Raw genomic sequence first — 20,430 nt, forward strand, 5'->3', positions numbered from 1 at the left:
TTGCAATCCAATCCTTGCTGGAATAGAAATTATGGCAACGGATACCCTCGAACGTATGGGGCATCATACCCTCATTGGAAATAACACAACGATCAATTTGGAACCAGACTCTAAAGAAGAAACCATTTACCGCTTCAATGCCTTGTCTGAGGGGGCTACAGAAATTGCTCCATTTCAAGACCAGTTTTGGGGGGCTCTTTGGGGTTGCTGTTTGAATAGATATGGCATCCGCTGGATGTTTAATTATGCTGAGAATAACTCCTAGCATTTTTTAAATAATTGGTTTTGGGTTTAAAACATATTTCAATGGTTAAAAATCTAAAATTATTAATGACTCAGTGTAGGAGTTCATCCAAATCCTAATAGATTATTAAAAGCCTGATTTTAAGCGTTCTATGTGCTATTTTCAAAACCGTCCTTGAGTGAAAACAAGCTTTTACATTTATGTTACATGGTTTTACAGCCAATATGAGACTCGCTTTTGGCTTGCCTGTACTTTTGGCTCATTGTTTAATTTAAATTTTTAGCCATGCAAATCCTTATGATCGCGTTTTTTTTCTTTTTTCAGTCCTTCCTTGTTAAGGTACAACAGCAGGAATGTAAGAGTCCAGTTGCTTCTAATATTATATACCAATCCAAAGATGGTGGGCGGACCTGGCAGGATATCAGCGCAGGTCTTCCTCCAAAATTCAATGCACAGGGTGTTTATACAGAAGAAGGCAAATTAATTTTAAGTTTTGATAAAGGTTTATACCGTTGTAATACCAATAATTCCATTCCAAATTGGACCCCGGAGACTTTTTTTAATCGCCCTGTTTCAAATGTTTATAAGTGCAATGGTGGACTTTTTGCACATAATTATGAAGAAGGATTATATCAAGAGATTGTGGGAGGAGGCATTTGGGTACCCGTATTTTCTAAGATGAATGGGAATCGTGTCAGTAGCATTATGAATGCACCGGATGGGAGTATGTTGTTAAGTACTGAAAAGGGTGTTTTTAAATCAAATGATAAGGGAGTTAATTGGAGACAAGTGTGTTCAGAGATCGGTGTATTTAAGATTATTTTGGGGGATGGCGTTCTGTTAGGAGCAACGAATAAAGGATTGATTCGCTCAACAGATTCTGGAGAACATTGGGAATTGACCCTTGAAGAAGGCCGCTCCATTCGGCAAACAAAATTTGCTGCCGGGCGATTTTTTGCAATAAGCAATTGGTCTGGTACATTTAAAGAAGTTATGGCAAATCCGGCTTTATACGGTAACAGACTGACAGTTTCTGAAGATAAAGGAAAAACCTGGCGTAGAATAGATGAAAATCTGACTCCTATTAGATTTACAATTACTCCGGATGAGGGTAAAATGCAAGCTCCATCCATCAACGACGTGGAGCAAGTTGGGGAATCCCTCTTTTGCAGTATGGACAATGGAATTTTCAAATCCAATGACCTTGGAAAAACCTGGAAAATGGTATTGCCAAATTCAGGAAGACAGTCATTTCGATTTGCGGTTTCTGGAAATGTAATCTATGCAGTCTTAGTATTTTCTGGTTGTTAAGAAAATCGTGCTAATTTTCGGGATGTTTTCTGTTCAACCTATTAATGCGTTCCAAATCTTCCTTTTTATTGGATTTCTTTTGTTGACTGGGTTTCCTGCCTTTGCAACATCAGAAAAAATGGAAGATTTGGATCCTGAAAAAGTCAACCTTGCACTGCGTCGAACTGCAGATGGATTGTTGCGAATTACAGGAGACAGTATCAGTAGAATCCCTGCAGTTGAGCAAGCAGGGCCATTAATCTGGCGGATTCGACTTGAACAAGCATTTCGATACGAATTGCTGCCGATGCTTTTACAAAACGCACTTGATTTATATGACATTCAGCGGGCTTATCAAGTGGCAATCAAACGATGTGAAGATGGAGGAATTGATTTGGGATACCATCAATTTGATTTTCTCCAAAATAAAAACGTTCCTTGTTCGGGCAGAGAACTATCAACAACTTGCCATTATATTGAAATTAGTTTTTTAAAAGCTGCCGGAGAATCCCGCTTGTGGTTAGCAAAAAGTGGATTTCTTTTATTGATTTTAGCAAGTGTCTTTGGATTTTGGTTTTTTTACAAAAGAAAATTAATCGATAGTAAATAATCCTACAGAATCAGAATACTTGAGTTTGGGAAATTCCCAACTTGATGTAAATGGCCAACAATTGATATGTGGTAAATTGCGCCAATCCCTGACATTTAGAGAAACAAAATTGTTGCGATTGTTTGCAAGCAGTCCGAATCAATTACTTGAACGCGATTTTATCTTAAGTCAGGTCTGGGCTGATGAAGGGGTTTTGGTTGGTAGAAGTATCGATGTGTTTGTTTCGAGATTGCGCAAAAAAATAGCAGCCGATCCCTCCATTGGCATTGTAGCCATTCACGGAATAGGCTACCGCCTGGAAACCGGAAAATTATAGAATCCAATATGGCTAAAACCCAAAAAACACTTCGTCCATGTTAAGCAGTAGGTTTTGGATACGGGAAGCAGGCAAACGAAATCCAAAACGATTCATGGAATTTTTAGATAAACATGCGACTACAATGCCACGAGTTACTTTGCGATATGCAGTTGAAAAATTAAATCCAAAATTGAAGGCCCATTATATGTCATTGGTCAACTAATTAATTGCTATATTAGTTTTTATAGAATAAATAGAGACAGGGCAATTCCGGGATAAATGAAACAATTACAAACGCCACCAATTGTAAGCTTTTCTGTTTGATAAATAATTAAGATCCTTTTCATAAGCATAGGCTTCCTGTTCAAAGCGGATATTAAAATAAGAAGTTCGTGGATTCATTCCTTTTCTTCGATTGCGCAAATAGTCGAATGCGTAAATAAAGTAAAAAAATATAATGAGGGTTTCTAATTGTTGTTTCAAATGTATTTTCTCATGATTTAACAATATTGGATCTTTGGTGTACCGTTGTTCGCGTAAAAATATAAAAGGCCATATCGTGATTGCCGATGCAAATTCACCAGTCAGGATACGTAAAATATATTTATTAACCAGGATCATGTAAAATTATCATAAAAGTAATTGGATAATCCGGATCTTTGGTTCTCTTAATTTTAGTTCAAGTTTATTTATGAAAATGCTTAAATACCTCCTCCTGATTGGACCTATTATTGTTTGCGCTCAGTCCACACCACCTGCTTTTGTTACCGACAGTTTGGAAATTTACGTACAACGTGCATTAAAGGATTGGCAGCTTCCAGGATGTGCGGTAGCAATCATTAAAGAGGGTCAAATTGTCTTGACACGGGGTTATGGTTTTCGGGATCTAGAGCAGCATCTTCCGGTAGACGAGCACAGTTTATTTATGATAGCCTCTAATTCAAAGGCAGTTACCGGGTTGTGTTTAGCAAAACTCGAACAAGAGAAAAAATTAACATTGAACGATAAGGTACAAAAATGGCTCCCATCTTTTAAATTGTATGATCCAAATGCCAGTGCGTTGGTGACTATAAAAGATGTGGTTTCACACCGAATTGGATTTGAGACCTTTCAAGGAGATTTTTGTCACTGGGCCACCAACACAAGTAGAGAGGATGTCATTCGCAGAATGGGATTAATCAAACCGGTTTATAATTTTAGAGATAAATGGGGTTATTGCAATGCAGGGTATGTGGTTGCAGGAGAAATTATTAAAAAAGCAAGTGGTTTAAATTGGGAAGATTACATCCAGGAAACATTTTTTAAGCCTATGGGAATGTCTGAAACAAAATCACTTACACGTGATTTTGAACAGAGTCCCAATCATTGTTCACCCTATACCTTATATTTAGATAGAGTAGTAAAATTGGTTGTGCCTCAAATTGATAATCTGGCACCTGCAGCGAGTATCTGCAGTTCGGTTTCAGATTGGGCTAAATGGGTCAAAATGATTTTAGATAAAGGGCAATGGAATGGACAGCAGATTTTACCAGAAGCTGCTATCAATCAGACGATGACACCGGTATCCATTCGAGGGAACTTTAAACCTCCATTCAATACAGGCCATTTTTCTATGTACGGAATTGGTTGGGATATCGTAGAATATTGTGGACGAAAAGTGGTTTCACACACCGGAGGTGCTGATGGATTTGTAACATCTGTAAGTTTAATTCCGGAGGAGCGACTGGGGATCATCGTCTTTACCAATTCCGATGCCAATGCATTTTACCAAGCATTAAAATGGGAAATCACGGACGCTTATTTAGATAAACCGTATCGAAATTACAGTGGGGTATATCTTAAAAATAATCTAAAAGCGCTTCAAAAAGATCGGGAGTGGCATCAAGCGGTCAGGGATTCCGTTTATAAAGCTGGAGATACACCCATTCCAATAAGAAAATATGCAGGTGTGTATCAAAATAGCGTATATGGAGAAGTGGTTTTAAAGACTGAAGGAAAAAACCTGCGGATGACAATGCAACACCATCCAAACCAATCAGCGTTATTGGAGTATCTGGGTTCTGATCGTTTTTTATGTACCTATACCAATCCAACCCTTGGAATCAAAGTATTTCCATTTGTAGTAAAGAAAAACAAGGTTAAATCGTTCACGTTGGCATGTGCAGACTTTGTAGAATTCACTAACTACGAGTTTATAAAGAAACATTAAAAATATTCTTTATCAATGCGTTTCAAATCCTCAAGTTTGTTTTAGATTTGTGCTACCCATGATCAGGGAGTAATCCCCATTTTTCAAAACTTCTAAATCAAGCTGTGAATTGTAACAAATTCATATTAGTACTGGTATATCTATTGGTGATCATTGGTAAGCTAATCGGTCAATCACTGGCGTCTGTCGTCAGGCCTGAAATTATTGGGGATCATTTTGATACCATCCGGTATATAAATTCAAATGAAAAGGAAGAATTTCACCTAATTAAGTCCACTTTATACAAACGGGTAGAAAAAATGCCCGTATTTGCCGGTTGTGAAACAGACCTGGATCCTGAAGAATGCAGTAAAAAACGATTGATCGACTTGCTATACAACCATATCAAGTATCCGGTAGATGCAAAAAAACAACGAATACAAGGAGTCGTTTATGCAAAATATGTAGTTCGTACTGATGGAAGCCTAACAGGAATTCGTATCGAACGAGGCATTGGTGGTGGCTGCGATGAGGAAGTTTTACAATTTATCAATCAACTACCCAGATATATTCCAGGCTACCAGGATGGCAAAGCAGTACCCGTTCAAGTCACCCTACCTGTCAAGTTTAAGTTGATGAAATAGGGGGAGGGAGAATTTTCCAATGCTGCAATGCTAAAATTCTGCAATCATGTAATGGTAAAATGCTACAATGTAGGAGAGAGTCTAGAGTCTGTAGAGAGGAAGTCTGGAGGCAGTATCAATAACCAACCCATTATCCCCTTATCAGCTTTATAGCTTAATAGCTCACTCCCCTCCGCTCCTCCTTTCCTCCGCTCCTCTTTGCCTCCTTTCAAATCATTCACTTTTTATTTAATATACCGTTTTCAAAATATGACAGGGAGCGCTTACCTTTGCAGCGATTTTAAAAAGGCCTTTCAAATTGGCTTATGAAGCAGATTAAAATTTTGTTTTTATTGGTATTTATTGGCATTGGCAAAATTTATTGCCAGGAAAATGGCCATAGCGGGACTAATTCTTCTGCTACTGGACATGAACATGCTCCCGGTGATGGGCACAACCACGGGCAAGAAGCTCAGATGGCAAGTCCAGGAGCTCCCGTTGCACATGCTGTAGACCATGGTAGTGCCAAATTTGATCCAAAAGCCACGGCTTTTCATCATATTTCTGATTTAAATGTGTACAGCATTGGTCCTTGGAATTTTCCACTGCCCTGTATTTTATATGCACCGGCAAAAGGTTGGTCTGTATTTTCTTCATCTAAATTTCATATTGACAATGCCCATCATGGATCTGGACATTTAGCGATTGAAGGGTATGTGCTCAATCATGGACGGGTAAATCATATAGCCGATCCGGCTTTTACTGAAAAAGAGGCAGCCATTCAGGAAATTATTACTAAAAAGCAAACAGTAGACGGAAAAGAAAAAGATCGTGACTTTGCAGTGATCAATGGGGTAGAATATGTTCTTGATAAGCCCAGTACTGCTGACGGCGGATTGTTTCAAGGTGGAATCAGCTCATTTTATGATTTTTCGATTACAAAAAATGTAATGAGTATGATTCTGGTATTTATACTTTTAAGTTGGGTCTTCATTTCCATGGCCAGACAATACAAAAAAGCTCCGGGTACTGCACCAAAAGGTGCTCAATTATTATTTGAGCCAATGATATTATTCATACAAGATGAAGTAGCTAAACCATTTCTAGGACATAAATGGCAACGTTTTTTGCCTATGTTGTTGGCTATATTCTTTTTTGTACTGGCTTTAAATTTATTTGGTCAAATTCCTTTTCTGGGTGGTTCAAATGTTACTGGTAATTTATCATTTACAATGGTAATTGCTCTGATCAGTTTTTTTATTGTCAATATCAACGGAAATAAACATTACTGGCAACATATATTTTGGATGCCTGGAATACCAGCTTGGGTAAAAACAATACTTACTCCGGTTGAAATATTAGGTGTATTTATAAAGCCATTGACTTTAATGCTGCGATTGTTTGCAAACATAACAGCTGGTCACATGGCAATTTTGATATTTATTAGTTTGATTTTCATATTTGGGAATTCAGGTGCAAACTTAGGCGCAGGTCTAGGAGCATCCATCGGTTCGGGTTTATTAACTGTTTTTATGATGTCTATTGAATTATTGGTAGCCGTCATACAAGCATTTGTGTTTACATTATTGACTGCTTCTTATATCGGAGCTGCAACAGAGGAAGCACATCATTAAACCAATTGAAAATCAGAAGAAAGATTTTAAAGAGTAACTATATAAATTTTTTATTATGGGAGGTTCAATTGCTGCAATTGGTATGGGTTTGGCTGCTATCGGCGCCGGAATCGGAGTAGGAACTATCGGTGGAAAAGCATTAGAAGCTATTGCACGTCAGCCAGAAGCATTAGGCGATATTCGCGCTAATATGATTTTGACTGCTGCTTTGGTTGAAGGTGCTGCATTGATTGCTATTCTTTTTGCATACCTCGTAGCCTAAACGAATTTGATTGGTATCCGGCGGTTGGCTTGGGTACCTTTCTTTTAAAATTTAAATGAAAGAAAATGCTAAATACGTTTCATAGTTTTTTTCTGGTTGATTTTTCACCGCTTAAACCTGATTTTGGTTTATTGTTTTGGTCCAGTTTATTTTTTATTTTATTCTGGACACTCATAGGAAAATTTGCTTTTAAACCAATAGTAAAAGCACTAAAAGACCGTCAAGATGAAATTCAAAATTCATTGGATGCAGCAAAAACGGCTCGTTCAGAAATGTCCAATTTAAAAGCTGAAAATGAACGTATATTGGCTGAAGCCCGTGAGGAAAAAATGAATATTATTAAGGAAGCCAAAGAATCAGCTACCTTATTAGTAACTGAAGCACGGGATAAAGCAAAAGAAGAAGCACAACGATTATTGCAACAAGCAAAATTGGATATAGAGACGGCCAAGAAAGCGGCTATGGTGGATGTTAAAAATGAAATTGGAGTGATGTCCTTGCAAATTGCAGAAAAAATAATACGCAAACAACTGACAGACCAAAAAGCCAATGTAGAGTATGTTGAAAAATTGGTAGACGAAATTAAGTTGAACTAGAATTAATAAAAATTAAGACACAGTATGTCGCAAATTCAAATAGCCGAACGTTATGCCAAATCATTAATTGAATTGGCACAAGAGCAAAACAAACTGGCTCAGGTCAGTGAAGATGTTTTATCTCTTGAAGCCGTTTGCAATCACAAAGAATTTGCAGCCATGCTTCAGAGTCCGGTAATCAACTCAGATAAAAAATCAGCCATTTTTAAACAGTTGTTTACTGATAATATGGATACATTGAGTTATCAATTTATCCAGTTACTTCTTTTAAAAGGTCGTGAATCTTTATTGCCTTCAATCTGTTCAGCTTTTATCCAACAGTATAGAACCATTCGTAAAATCAGAATCGCACGGGTTCTTTCAGCTACAGTTTTAAACGAAGCTGAATTGGTTAATATAAAGAACCGTTTTTCAGCATGGTTAAAACCAGGTGAAACGATGGAGCTTCACCAAAAATTAGAGCCAACTTTAATAGGTGGATTTATATTTGAAATGGGTGATCAGAATTGCAACGCGAGTATCAAAAGACAACTTGAAGAAATGAAAGAAAGTTTATACGATAAGAGTTATATCAGTTTAGTAGAAAAAAGATAATCAAAGTAAAAAACAAATCAACTCACTAACAACTAGCACCTAACAACTATCAACTATCAACTACCAACTATCAACTTCCAACTAACAACTAACAACTAACAAAAACAATATGGTATCAATCAGACCAGAGGAAATTTCAGCAATACTCAAACAACAAATTTCCGGAGCAAATAGCGCAGCTTCATTAGAAGAGGTAGGAACCGTACTGCAAGTCGGAGATGGAATTGCCCGTGTTTATGGATTGGCTAATGCACAAGCTGGTGAATTAGTGGAATTCGAAACAGGCGTGCAAGCCATTGTATTAAACCTTGAAGTCGACAACGTGGGCGTTGTATTAATGGGCCCATGGGATGGAATCAAAGAAGGCTCTAAAGTTAGAAGAACGGGAAAAATTGCATCTATAGAAGTTGGGGAAGGAATGGTAGGTCGTGTTGTAAATCCATTGGGTCAGGCAATTGATGGAAGAGGCCCAATCACGGGCACTAAATATGAAATGCCCTTGGAGCGCAAAGCACCGGGTGTAATTTTTCGTCAACCGGTAAACGAACCACTTCAAACCGGGATCAAAGCCATTGATTCAATGATTCCGATTGGTCGCGGTCAACGGGAATTAATTATTGGTGACCGTCAAACTGGAAAGACGGCCATTGCATTAGATACTATTATTAACCAGAAAGAATTTTACGATCGAGGCGAACCTGTTTATTGCATCTATGTTGCTTCTGGTCAAAAATCTTCAACAGTTGCTAAAGTTGCTAGAACACTCGAAGAGTATGGCGCAATGCCCTATACAGTAATCGTATCTGCATCTGCTTCTGATCCAGCTCCACTGCAATTTTTTGCGCCATTTGCCGGTGCAGCAATTGGTGAATTTTTTCGCGATACAGGAAGACCGGCATTGGTAATTTATGACGATTTATCAAAACAAGCAGTTGCATATCGCGAAGTATCCTTGTTGTTACGTCGCCCACCAGGACGTGAAGCGTATCCAGGGGACGTATTTTATTTGCACTCTCGTTTATTGGAGCGTGCTGCTAAGGTGATCAATAATGATGACATCGCACGAAATATGAATGACCTTCCAGATTCCTTAAAAAAAGCTGGAATTGTTAAAGGTGGTGGTTCATTGACTGCATTGCCTATAATCGAAACACAGGCTGGTGACGTTTCTGCTTATATTCCAACCAATGTGATTTCAATTACAGATGGTCAGATCTTTTTGGAATCAAATTTATTCAATGCAGGGATTCGCCCGGCAATCAACGTGGGAATCTCGGTATCACGGGTTGGTGGAAACGCGCAGATTAAATCTATGAAAAAAGTTGCCGGAACCTTAAAATTAGATCAGGCTCAGTTCCGTGAATTGGAAGCTTTTTCAAAATTTGGTTCGGATCTAGACGCTGCTACGAAGGCGGTATTGGATAAAGGTAAACGCAACGTAGAAGTTTTAAAGCAATCACAATACAGTCCTGTTTCAGTAGAAAAACAAGTTGCAATCATCTATTTAGGTACAAATAATCTATTGAAAGATGTTCCTGTTGAAAAAGTAAAGGATTTTGAAAATGTTATTTTAACAGAACTGGAACAAAGACATCCTTCCATTTTAGATAATTTCCGGAAAGGATTGATGAATGATGAGGATATTAAAACACTTCGTGGTATAGCAAATGAAATGAGTTCGCAATACCGCGATGCATAAGGATTTATTAAAAGCAGAATTTTAAAACATGGCAGCCAATTTAAAAGAAGTCAGAAATAGAATTAAATCTGTAATCTCTACACAACAGATTACAAAAGCTATGAAGATGGTATCAGCTGCTAAATTAAGAAGAGCCCAACAAGCAATTCAACAGTTCAGACCGTATGCAAATCGCTTGAATGTTACTTTAAGTCATATCATGTCTGGCGGGGATGCCGGTGCAGGATTGTCTTTTGGAAAATCAACAGATAAAAACAAGGTCTTGTATGTTGTAGTTACATCAGATAGAGGGCTTTGCGGCGCATTCAATTCAAATATCTTGAAGGCTGGCTATTCTTATTTGAAAGAACATTATACAAATCAGTTGGCTTCCGGAAATGTAAGTTTCTTATGTATTGGAAAAAAGGGATTTGAATATTACAGAAGACGCTTTCCCAATGCACATTTTATTACGGAATATCAACATTTATATGCGAATACAGATTTTGAATTGGTTTCACGTCTTGCAGATCGCCTCATGGTAGATTTTAATCAAGGCACATTTGATCAAATTGAATTGTATTATAGCCGTTTTAAAAATGCAGGCACACAGTTTCCGGAACGTGAACAATATTTGCCTGTAGCAAAATTAGCCACTGCATCCGAAACGGCTTCTCAGACAAGAGCTGATTATATTTTTGAACCCGATCAACAGCAATTACTGGAAGAATTAATCCCTTCTATTTTGCAATCGCAATTATATAAATGTATCTTAGACACACAAGCATCTGAACATGGTTCGCGTATGACTGCAATGGATAAAGCTACCGAAAATGCTGAGGAAATGTTGGGCGAATTAAAAATCAACTATAACAAAGCACGCCAGGAAGCAATCACCAAAGAACTTTCCGAAATCGTTGGGGGCGCTGCTGCTTTGGCAGGATAAGAAAGTATTCTGCAATCTTGCGATCATTTAATAAGTCCTAATATTCTTAGTAGCATTTTATCAATGGCATTGAAAGTTGAGCATTGGATATAGAGCATTACGCTACATGTTTCTAAGAAAAATCTATAATGTTCCCCACCTAAACCGCCTGATTAATATTCTAACTAAAATTATAAACGGATGTGCAGGCAAGTGAAAATTAGAAATGTTCAATTAAGAATCACAAAGCCTCAACATCTAGCCTTTAGCCTCTAGCCTTTAGCCTCTAGCCTTTAGCCTTTAGCCTTTAGCTCTAGCCTCTAGCCTCTAGCCTCTAGCCTCTAGCCTCTAGCCTCTAGCCTCTTGCCTATCGACTTTCACCTATCAACTATTTTTCATCTTACTCCTTCATCCATTTCATTGAAAACTCCGATTTGCCTTGCTGGAACTTTAAAATATAAATTCCTGCACTGGGAAGGACTATTTCAACCGTGTTAAATTTTTTGTATTTAGCAATGATTCGACCTTCCAGATTGTAAATGATACATTCATCTATTTGCTTTTCTGATCTAATTTCAACTCCTTGCTTTGTATTTAACATTTTTAGTGTTTGTGCAAATTCAGAATCGTTTGAACTTATAATGTTTAAAGAGCCTTTTTTAAATCGTATCGAATTATCATTTTGATCTTGCCAGCATAAATAAAAGTTACCTGAATGATAAGCTATATCTGGTGTAGTTTGTGTTCCATTGATGTCTTTATTAATTCGAATGGTATGTGTGATCAAATCAGAAGAATTGTTTCCAAGAAAATAACTGAAGAAAATATCCATAGTGTTTACCAATTCATTCCAAACGATTCCAATGGTATCATTCTTTCCAGCCATTCGTGGATAGTTTTGTTGGAAGTTTCGTCCCTGGGTATGATTCATGATTTGCAATCCTTCTATTTTATTAGATAGCAAATTGTATTTTGAATAAAAAACTTTTGAAATTCCTGTTCGTCCACTGGACCAGACACTGTGTAGTTGATCACCATTAAAAAATCCATCTCCCCCAGTAGACGGACAAGATTGTAAAAACCAATCCGCAGTGTCTAATTCCTGAGTAATGTCATAACTAATTCCATTATTGGTTGATATAGAAGCAGTCATATTTCGAATGTTATTTCGATTGTTGCGATAAAATACCACAATCTTATCTCCTTCTGTCTCCATGGATACCGGACAACAATCACAGGCTTCTCCTTTTAATTTGTCGGTTACTTCTGTAAATGCATCAAAACTGTCACCAAAATCTTTAGATCGGATACTTACATATTCAGGTTGGGACCAATCTGTTTTAAAACGCATATAACTTACTATCGGTTGTAAATCTTTATCAATGGCAATTCCTGGAAATCTACTGTAAAACCCATTGGGAATTACAACCGGAATCGGATCACTGAAATTTTTACCAAAATCCATGGATCGAACTAAATAAATTTTTCCGGTTTCAGCTGGATCTTCTTTGTAAATAATATAAACTACTTGATTTCTTCCTGCAATTTCGGTACTTGCCCAACTGGTAATAAATGCCTTGGACTGTTTCATGTTTATATTTTGGATTCCAGCTAGCGAGTCACCTTCCCAAAGAGCATAATGGATACTTTGACTCCGATCATTTCCCCAAACAATAATACCATGCTGGGGATCAAGCGCTAAAATTCTTGGACGAATGTTTGATCCAGAACCACCCGTAAGAATTTTTTGGTCTGCGGTCCAATTGATATCTTGAGCATGAACCACGATGGTGTAGATCTGGAGAAATATCAAAATGAGAATCAAGTGAAACCTATTGAACATGGTGATTGATTTATTTATTAGTAAATATAGCATAAAACATAGCAGAATCCCATCTCAATAAAAACCAGAGCAAAGCATTGGGTCCAACACAGTGATTTTAATCCTAATTTTAAACAATTCGGCCTGTTTTTTGCATGAGTACCATTCTATGAAAGCCATTATACCGGTTGCCGGAGCAGGAACAAAGCTCCGACCGCTTACTTATACCCAGCCGAAACCCTTGATTCCGGTGGCAGGTAAGCCAATTATCGGATATATTTTAGACCAGCTGGTCGAATCGGGCATTGAAGAATATGTGTTCATTTTAGGTTATTTGGGCGAGAAAATCAAAGAATTTCTAGAGGACTCGTACCCAAAAATTAAAAAACAATATGTAATCCAGTCTGAGCGGGAAGGTTTGGGTCAGGCAATTTACCTGTGTGGTGAATTTATTAAAGACGATCAAGAGGTTTTGATCCAGTTAGGAGATACCATTCTGGATATAGACATTCAGGTGTTCATGCATTCTAAATTCAATACGCTTGCAGTCCGGAAAGTTCAGGATCCACGCGAGTTTGGAGTGGTTGAACTCGATGAGCAAGGAATTGTCTGTAGAATGGTTGAAAAGCCACAAATACCCGTTTCAAATCTGGCCATCGTTGGATTGTACCTGGTCAAGGAATGGCCTAAACTGATCCATTGTCTGGAAACAAATATTAAAACCGGCAGAAAAACGAAAGGAGCTTTTCACCTTACAGATGGTTTGATGTGTATGCTGGAAAACAACAGCCGATTTGAAATCATGGAGGTTAAAAACTGGTATGACTGTGGCAAAAAAGAAATTCTTTTGTCAACAAATGCTACCATGCTAAGCCGAAGGTCTAAATCAATTGATTTCAACGTTCCAGGTTCTATTCTAATTCCTCCGGTAAGCATTGGTCAAAATTGTAAAATCAATCATTCCATCATTGGCCCAAATGTCTCTATTGGAGATAACAGCCTGGTAAATAATAGCATCCTGAAAGATGCAATCATTGGCAATTTTACCAGCCTGGATGACGTTGTATTACAGCATTCCATCATTGGCAATGATGCTGTTATAAAAGGGCGAACCCAAAGTTTTAATATTGGGGACAATACTGAAATTGACATGATCTAGTAATTGCTGTATTTTTGCCTTTCGTTCAAGCTAATCTTGCCTTTTGAGATGTTTTACTTAGAATTTAATGTATGATCCGACGTGTTTCAAAGCCAGTTTTCTTACTTTTAAATTGCCTGGTTCTAATCTTGGCAATTGCTTGCAATTCAAATGAAGACTGTCCGCCAAATCAACTATTGGGAAGGCTTTCGCTAAGCCAGGAGTCAAGACCTTTTTTACCCTATGAAAGCATTCATTATTTAATGTTTTTTGACAGTGCAGCCTTAGACACTGCGTTATTGATTAATCCACAAGGATTGGTTATTGATAGCAGTTGGACTGTTGTTGAAAATATTTGTATTGAAGATGAACTCAGAGCAGATAAATATTATTTATCAGAGCATCGGACGGCAGACTACTTTGATACTGATACCGCCCGGAAATTCAGAATCATTGGAAATTTGAATATCAACGAAGATTTTCTTTCCAGAAATTCAACTCCAGCCAATCCGGTACTTTATGATGAATTGAAACTTACAGTACACCGAACGAACCCAAGCATCAGCTCCGGAGTTGCGACTACTGAATTTGTTGCTGCCGACCGTGGTAATTCCGGAAATTTTAGTGACTCATTAAAATCGCGCGTTCAGCGATTTGCTCTAATACCTCAAATTACAATTCTTGATTCTACTTACCAAAATGTGTTTGAATTCAAGTATAGAGATACCGCAGTGTTCTATTTTAAATCAGGACGCGGAGTGGTTGCGTTTCGTGATATCAACAGCAAATGGTGGAATTTGCATAAAGCGTTTTAAAGAGGAGAGTCTGTAGAATGGAAGTCTAAAGGTTTTTGGATTTTAACTAACAGCTTTTTAGCTTAATAGCTTATCAGCTTTCCCACTAAATCGCATCAGTCTCTTCATCTTCATCTTCAATTTCTGTCAAATGAAAGACCTTACCTGCATTTATATAATTGCACCAATCACATTCTATTTTTCCACAACCCGGTGTAAACTCCCGGTTAAGAATTTTTGTATAACTAGTTTTTATTAAGGTTCCTAAAAATTCAAGATCCTCTGTGGTTGGATTAATTTCAATATGTTGAAACGTATCTTGCGCATCGGGCATTACAAAGTATAAGGTTGATGTGCAAGATGCGGTGGCTGTCTGAGAATAATTTTTAAGCAAAATGGCATAAAAGACAAGTTGCTGCCAATAATCTGAACCATTGGGATTTTTATCAGAAGGTACTTTGACTCTGTTTTTATTTGGTTTACCTGTTTTGTAATCCATCACTCGAATGCCCGAAGGGATCCAATCAATTCGATCCAATTTGCCGGATAATGGAACCCCCTGAAATTCAGTAGGAATTTTAAATTCTGTTTTAAAATCTATTGAACTCAACCAAGACGCAGCATGAAACGCTATAAATTTAGGCAATACGTTTTTACCTTCTTCAAGATAATTTTGAAATTCAAGAGTTGTAAAGTGGGATCTGTATTTTTCCATCCCTTTTTCGAAATATTTTATAACAGCATCAAAATTTCCTTGTTTAAGTAAGGCTCGGTTGTTCATATAATATTCAAGTGCAGTATGAACCGCATTTCCAAATCCGAGTGAAGGGGTACGTGCACTTGGTATTTGTAATACTTTTTCATAATAAAAGGCAAGTGGACATTCCAGAAATTTAGATAAGGCGGTTGGGTTCAGTCTGAATTTATGGATAAAACGTTCAAACATTTGATCTTCCAATTGTTTGTAGTCTTTTTTCATCGGACTCATGTCGATAATCATTTTGTCCAATAAGTCCGATTCATCAATTTGTACTTTTTGAGATGTTATGGTGTCTTTATGGATCATCTCAGTTACAAATTTGGATAGCGTATTTTGTTTTTTCTCTTTACTTTTATATTTATAATAACTTAGATACAAATGCAATTTTGCTCGGGTAACTCCTACATAAAAAAGTCTTCGACGATCTTCTTCTGAATCAATTTTTTCATTAATATAACCATCAATGAGTTTAAATCCACTTTGACGGGAAGGACTCCAGTATTCTTGTGAATTATGAATCATAAACACATGCTCATATTCCAATCCTTTGGCTTTATAGATCGTAGACAATACAACTCCTTGACGACTGCCAATAAATTGATTCAATGGCAGACTGATATTATTAATAATGTATTCATGAAGCAAATCGGTAAAATCAGATAAACTGGATTCCGGATGTTTTTGTGTTTCAGATTTAAGAAATTCGAAAAAGGTATTTAGAATTTGCAGGTATTGAATCTTGTCAACGCTGCCCAGAAGAAATGGCAACACATTAAAATCTTGTAATATTCTTTCCAAAGCAGTTTGTGGACTTAAATCCAAGACAGATTTTTTCAATTCTTGAATTTTATGGGAAAGTTCGAGAATGGCAATTGAATCTTGAATTCCAGATTTTTTAAGTTCTGCGTCGTTACCCATAAGTTCAAGAAGGGACAAGCTGATTTCCTTCAAAGGATCTTCTTTAATTTCGCTTCTTTTTTCTTGTAAATACCAGGCTAATTTTGAAATGTTGTCTGAAGTGATTGAAATAAAGGGTGCATGCAGGATTTTATATAGGAGATCATCGTTTTTAAATGGATCAATGAATTCATGACAAATATAATTCAGGATGTTAATTAAATGTTTAATGAGCGGCTCGTGGAGCACATTGATTTGCTTACTGGTTTGATAAGGAATTTTTTTGATTTCAAACCATTTAATAAATGGTTCGGCATCTGCATTTTTTAGAAACAAAATGGCGATTTGATTTCCTGGAATTTCTTGATCTAATAATAATTTGACTTTTTGACATATATAAATGATTTCATGTTCTTCAAATTCAAATTCATTAAAATGAGGTAAGGCAGTATAACTCTTTGAAATTCCAGATGCAATTAAGTTTTTACTTAACGCGGCATCCAAATTCACCATACGTTCGGTATTGTTATTTATTACTGCGTCAGCCGCATTTAAAATAAGTTGTGATGAACGATAATTTTCTGTCAACTGGGTGTGTCAAAATACGATAACAATTGACTCAAGACTTGATTTTGGGCTCCATTGGTATCTTGAAATTCATCAACTAAAATGTATTGATACAACTCCTGATATTTTGCCAATAATAAATCGTCTGTTTGGAATTTAGTGAGCACCCAACGGATCATGTCCTCAAACTCATAGCGTTCCAGTTGATCGAGTGCTTCCTGATACTTTGTGTATAAAGAAATGGCAGCTTTTGTTTTATCTAATTTCGCTTTCTCTTTGTCGTAGGCTGCTTGTTTAAAATCTCCAGGTTTATTAGTTCCTGAATTTCTTTTATAAATATAGTCCGGATTGTCTTTTTCTTTTTCTAAAAACAAATCAATATCCAGCAGCATTTGATCTGGATTCCAGTTTTCTTTTTAATTTTTCAAATAACTGGGGCAGCGCAAATAACTCACGTCGATAATTTCTGTTGTAGCGATAGAACAAATGGCTTCGATCCAAATCATCTAAAATATTTAATATCAGTTGATTTTTTTCTAAATAAGAAATGACTTCATAACTGCTGTACTGTTCAAAGCTCTCCGGATTTTCCCGGATGACCATATTGCAAAATGAATGAAACGTATGGATGGCAATTTCATAGGCTGTAGGGCCGATAAATTCCAATAAACGGTCCCTCATATTGATTGCTCCGGAATCTGTAAATGTAAGGCATAAGATATTCCTTGGATTAAGATCGGTATTGAGTAAAATATTACCGATTCGGATGGCAAGGATCTGGGTTTTGCCAGTTCCGGGTCCTGCAATTACCAATAAAGGCCCTTCAAGACTATCGACAGCTTGTTTTTGTTTAGCATTGAGTTTTTGATATGCGGACTCAAATGAAGGATTGTTTTTAATATGTTGCGTCATCGATCGATTTATTGTTTTGCGTTTGTGGATTAATATTTATAATCAAAAACTAATTCTATTAATTACAATTGTGCTTCTTGTTTAGTTTATTAAAATTATATGGATCCAATTTTAATAATTAGATATTTAGTAATGATTTAAAATTTAACAATCCAAACAACTTTAACAAAGTTATTGCCATAATAAAGTATAAAAACCGGTACGCCCAGGTTTCTGCATTGGGTATTTTATTTGCATAGTGAGCGGTCATCCAACCTCCCAATCCTTGTCCAATCGCAATGGTCAGTCCGATGGTCCAATTTACCATTCCATAAACATGAAAAATGCCAAGTGCAATCAGTGTATAACCAGAGACCATAATAATTTTAAGCGCATTTGCTTCCAGAATATTGTATTTCATAAACAACATCATAAATGCCAAAAGAAATATACCCATACCCATTTGTATAAATCCACCATAAAATCCAAAGCAAAAAAACACCAAACTATATATCCATGGAGATAAATAATTGGTTGCAATGTCATTTTTCCAGGCTTTATTTCCACGAATAATCATAAAAACAAACAAAGCCAACATCAAAAACTTGTATACCGTATAGAAAGATTGCGGGGATAAGTAAATTGCTGAAAAAGTACCTATAATGGCACCACCAACACCCCAGAGCAAGAATCTCCAGGAACTATCCAGAGGAAGTCGATTTGCTTTATGAAACGACGGCAGGCTGCTTAACCCTTGAATTACGATCCCTACTCGGTTGGTTCCGTTTGCAAGATTTACAGGGATTCCAAGTATTTCAGTTAAAAAACCAAGCGTAATCACTGAACCATTGCCAGCCAGTGTGTTTACACAGCCTGCAATAAATCCACCGACAATAGCATACGTAATTTCAAATGGACTCATCTAGAGGGATTTCCTGACAGAGTTCAATTAAAACACCGTGGCTTGATTTCGGATGCACAAAGCAAACCAGTTTGTTATCTGCTCCTCGTTTAGGTCGATCATTTAATAAAACGAATCCTTCTTGTTGGAGTCGGGTCATTTCGCTGTAAATATCATCCACTGCAATTGCGATGTGATGGATACCTTCTCCTCTTTTTTCAATAAATTTTGCAATGGCGCTGTCTGGATGGCTGGCTTCCAGTAATTCTATTTTATTGATACCCGTTTTAAAAAATGCGGTAACTACCTGTTCGGAGAGTACGCTTTCTGTTTTATATACTTTTTGATCAAGTAATTTTTCATAAAGGGCAGTAGCTGTTTCTAAATTTTTTACTGCGATGCCTATGTGTTCAATGTGTTGGAGCATGAGAATGTTTTATAACAATTAATTTATTTTACATTATACTGTAAAAAATCCTAGTATGACTGTAATGACAAGCGCTAATAATAAAAAGATACTGTATGTAAACATTAAGAATAACGATTTTATGAAAGTGCGAAATCTGCTTTGATCGTAGTTTAACCGGAGTGATTTTACGAGGTAGATGTATAATAGTAGAACTCCAGTTAAAAAGAAATAATAATCGAGTTCAATAAAAATATTAATTAAGAAAAGGATTCCCAGTACCAAAAACACGACAATGTGTAAGTGTAAGGAAAATATAAGGTATTCATAATAATTTCGTTTTCTTCGAAAATACAATAAGTACAATAAAAAACCAAAAATGGGCATTAAAAAGAAAAAGGAGCCGGAGGAAAATTTTATTATTTTTTCAGTCATCCGATGCACATAATCTTCCCCTCCATTGGCCAATTTCAGTGTTTGTTTTACTGCAATACGGTTAAAAAAATGAGGCTCTTGATTTTTACTGCGAATAAATGAGTCAATTAATTCATCTGATCCGGATTTTAATTTATTAAATTCACTTCTGGTTAAATCCAATTTAATATTTCCAATATTTATATTTACTGAATCCTGCTCGTTTTGCATTATTTTAAACAACGAATCCAGGCTTACTGGATAATTTTTAAATTCAATGTGTTTACGCTCAATTGAATCCAATTTTAATCTAGTTGAATCAATCAGTCTCCACTGCATTCGCCCCGTTTTTGTCAGGGAATCATTTATTAGAGTGGATTGTTTGCTAAAGCGTAGGGAATCTGTCCGGTATGTTAAGTAAGCACTATTTAATGAATCCAGATAAATTTGTAATTCTCTTTTAGATTCATCAAAATATTCATCTAATTCTTGTTTGTCAAGTTCTTTTTTGTTACTTGAATCATAAACATGGGGTGCCTGCAGACTGACAAAAAACACCAAACTCACAAACACATACAATCGAATGGGGGGCATGTAGCGGGCCCGTTTATTTTCATTGTATTCTTTGGTAATCAAGCCGGGATATCTCAGGATAACCCATATTGTATGAAAAAACTTTGAATCCAGATGTAGTAAGGTTTCAACCAATTCAACAAGATAGTGCTTGATGGGTTGATTAGGAGTATGGTTTTCTTGCCCACATTTTGGACAAAAATTTTCATCCTGACCAAAATAATGGCCACAATTAGCGCAAACTTGTTGTTTAATTTTATTTCGGGCCAAAGACTGCAATCGTTAAATTACTGGAAAATTAATTCATTTTCAGCAATTCCGACCC

General features: G+C 36.6%; 23 protein-coding genes. 15 read left to right on the forward strand and 8 right to left on the reverse strand.

Annotated elements, in window-relative coordinates; all coding sequences use genetic code 11:
* Positions 1 to 31: 31 nt before the first annotated feature.
* From IPK91_14135 to IPK91_14155, 5 genes are all read left to right on the forward strand, one after another.
* Complete coding sequence (locus IPK91_14135) at positions 32 to 265, forward strand: hypothetical protein (protein ID MBK8298385.1); 234 nt, start codon at positions 32 to 34, stop codon at positions 263 to 265.
* Positions 266 to 529: 264 nt separating this feature from the next.
* Positions 530 to 1,555 carry an exo-alpha-sialidase gene (locus IPK91_14140; GenBank protein MBK8298386.1) on the forward strand — a complete coding sequence of 342 codons (1,026 nt, stop codon included), beginning with the start codon at positions 530 to 532 and terminating at the stop codon, positions 1,553 to 1,555.
* A 22-nt stretch (positions 1,556 to 1,577) separates the two neighbouring features.
* A complete protein-coding gene (locus IPK91_14145; protein ID MBK8298387.1) occupies positions 1,578 to 2,144 on the forward strand; it encodes a hypothetical protein in 567 nt (188 codons plus the stop codon).
* On the forward strand, positions 2,134 to 2,460 hold the full coding sequence (locus IPK91_14150; protein MBK8298388.1) for a response regulator transcription factor: 327 nt from the start codon (positions 2,134 to 2,136) through the stop codon (positions 2,458 to 2,460). The genes IPK91_14145 and IPK91_14150 overlap by 11 nt, the downstream gene beginning before the upstream one ends.
* A gap of 37 nt (positions 2,461 to 2,497) precedes the next feature.
* Positions 2,498 to 2,665, forward strand: a complete 168-nt coding sequence (locus IPK91_14155) for a DNA alkylation repair protein (GenBank protein MBK8298389.1) — start codon at positions 2,498 to 2,500, stop codon at positions 2,663 to 2,665.
* Positions 2,666 to 2,730: 65 nt separating this feature from the next.
* Here IPK91_14155 and IPK91_14160 read toward each other — a convergent pair whose 3' ends face one another.
* A complete protein-coding gene (locus tag IPK91_14160; protein ID MBK8298390.1) occupies positions 2,731 to 3,063 on the reverse strand; it encodes a hypothetical protein in 333 nt (110 codons plus the stop codon).
* 70 nt (positions 3,064 to 3,133) lie between these two features.
* On the opposite strand from IPK91_14160, the gene IPK91_14165 reads away from it, so the two are divergent.
* From IPK91_14165 to atpG, 8 genes are all read left to right on the forward strand, one after another.
* Positions 3,134 to 4,651: a serine hydrolase gene (locus tag IPK91_14165; protein ID MBK8298391.1), complete on the forward strand. Its 1,518-nt coding sequence runs from the start codon at positions 3,134 to 3,136 to the stop codon at positions 4,649 to 4,651.
* Positions 4,652 to 4,755: 104 nt separating this feature from the next.
* The gene (locus tag IPK91_14170) at positions 4,756 to 5,274 is read left to right on the forward strand and encodes an energy transducer TonB (protein ID MBK8298392.1); all 519 of its coding nucleotides are present in this window, start codon (positions 4,756 to 4,758) and stop codon (positions 5,272 to 5,274) included.
* 305 nt (positions 5,275 to 5,579) lie between these two features.
* Positions 5,580 to 6,887, forward strand: coding sequence for a F0F1 ATP synthase subunit A (gene atpB / locus IPK91_14175; protein MBK8298393.1), 1,308 nt, complete (start codon positions 5,580 to 5,582; stop codon positions 6,885 to 6,887).
* Positions 6,888 to 6,942: 55 nt separating this feature from the next.
* Positions 6,943 to 7,149, forward strand: a complete 207-nt coding sequence (gene atpE / locus IPK91_14180; GenBank protein MBK8298394.1) for an ATP synthase F0 subunit C — start codon at positions 6,943 to 6,945, stop codon at positions 7,147 to 7,149.
* Between the two features lie 65 nt (positions 7,150 to 7,214).
* Positions 7,215 to 7,745, forward strand: coding sequence for a F0F1 ATP synthase subunit B (gene atpF / locus IPK91_14185; protein MBK8298395.1), 531 nt, complete (start codon positions 7,215 to 7,217; stop codon positions 7,743 to 7,745).
* Between the two features lie 24 nt (positions 7,746 to 7,769).
* Positions 7,770 to 8,339 carry an ATP synthase F1 subunit delta gene (atpH, locus tag IPK91_14190; GenBank protein MBK8298396.1) on the forward strand — a complete coding sequence of 190 codons (570 nt, stop codon included), beginning with the start codon at positions 7,770 to 7,772 and terminating at the stop codon, positions 8,337 to 8,339.
* 109 nt (positions 8,340 to 8,448) lie between these two features.
* The gene (locus IPK91_14195; GenBank protein MBK8298397.1) at positions 8,449 to 10,038 is read left to right on the forward strand and encodes a F0F1 ATP synthase subunit alpha; all 1,590 of its coding nucleotides are present in this window, start codon (positions 8,449 to 8,451) and stop codon (positions 10,036 to 10,038) included.
* 28 nt (positions 10,039 to 10,066) lie between these two features.
* Positions 10,067 to 10,963 carry an ATP synthase F1 subunit gamma gene (gene atpG, locus IPK91_14200; GenBank protein MBK8298398.1) on the forward strand — a complete coding sequence of 299 codons (897 nt, stop codon included), beginning with the start codon at positions 10,067 to 10,069 and terminating at the stop codon, positions 10,961 to 10,963.
* Positions 10,964 to 11,342: 379 nt separating this feature from the next.
* Here the strand turns inward: atpG and IPK91_14205 are convergent, their stop codons facing one another.
* Positions 11,343 to 12,785 carry a T9SS type A sorting domain-containing protein gene (locus IPK91_14205; protein MBK8298399.1) on the reverse strand — a complete coding sequence of 481 codons (1,443 nt, stop codon included), beginning with the start codon at positions 12,783 to 12,785 and terminating at the stop codon, positions 11,343 to 11,345.
* A 148-nt stretch (positions 12,786 to 12,933) separates the two neighbouring features.
* Between IPK91_14205 and IPK91_14210 the strand changes: the two genes are divergently transcribed.
* The gene (locus IPK91_14210) at positions 12,934 to 13,923 is read left to right on the forward strand and encodes an NTP transferase domain-containing protein (protein MBK8298400.1); all 990 of its coding nucleotides are present in this window, start codon (positions 12,934 to 12,936) and stop codon (positions 13,921 to 13,923) included.
* 71 nt (positions 13,924 to 13,994) lie between these two features.
* Complete coding sequence (locus IPK91_14215; GenBank protein MBK8298401.1) at positions 13,995 to 14,717, forward strand: hypothetical protein; 723 nt, start codon at positions 13,995 to 13,997, stop codon at positions 14,715 to 14,717.
* Positions 14,718 to 14,802: 85 nt separating this feature from the next.
* Here IPK91_14215 and IPK91_14220 read toward each other — a convergent pair whose 3' ends face one another.
* The 6 genes from IPK91_14220 to IPK91_14245 all read right to left on the reverse strand — a co-directional run bounded on the left by IPK91_14220 (position 14,803) and on the right by IPK91_14245 (position 20,375).
* Entirely contained in the window at positions 14,803 to 16,941 is a 2,139-nt protein-coding gene (locus IPK91_14220; protein MBK8298402.1) for an ATP-dependent helicase, read from the reverse strand.
* Positions 16,938 to 17,312, reverse strand: a complete 375-nt coding sequence (locus IPK91_14225; protein ID MBK8298403.1) for an ATP-dependent helicase — start codon at positions 17,310 to 17,312, stop codon at positions 16,938 to 16,940. The genes IPK91_14220 and IPK91_14225 overlap by 4 nt, the downstream gene beginning before the upstream one ends.
* The gene (locus tag IPK91_14230) at positions 17,296 to 17,832 is read right to left on the reverse strand and encodes a UvrD-helicase domain-containing protein (protein ID MBK8298404.1); all 537 of its coding nucleotides are present in this window, start codon (positions 17,830 to 17,832) and stop codon (positions 17,296 to 17,298) included. The genes IPK91_14225 and IPK91_14230 overlap by 17 nt, the downstream gene beginning before the upstream one ends.
* 118 nt (positions 17,833 to 17,950) lie before the next feature.
* Complete coding sequence (locus IPK91_14235; protein ID MBK8298405.1) at positions 17,951 to 18,733, reverse strand: sulfite exporter TauE/SafE family protein; 783 nt, start codon at positions 18,731 to 18,733, stop codon at positions 17,951 to 17,953.
* Complete coding sequence (gene mce, locus IPK91_14240; protein MBK8298406.1) at positions 18,720 to 19,139, reverse strand: methylmalonyl-CoA epimerase; 420 nt, start codon at positions 19,137 to 19,139, stop codon at positions 18,720 to 18,722. Before mce ends, IPK91_14235 begins: the two co-directional genes overlap by 14 nt.
* Before the next feature lie 33 nt (positions 19,140 to 19,172).
* The gene (locus IPK91_14245; GenBank protein MBK8298407.1) at positions 19,173 to 20,375 is read right to left on the reverse strand and encodes a DUF3667 domain-containing protein; all 1,203 of its coding nucleotides are present in this window, start codon (positions 20,373 to 20,375) and stop codon (positions 19,173 to 19,175) included.
* Positions 20,376 to 20,430 lie beyond the last annotated feature (55 nt).

Source organism: Saprospiraceae bacterium (assembly GCA_016712145.1).
In the GTDB taxonomy this organism is placed as follows: Bacteria; Bacteroidota; Bacteroidia; order Chitinophagales; family Saprospiraceae; genus Vicinibacter.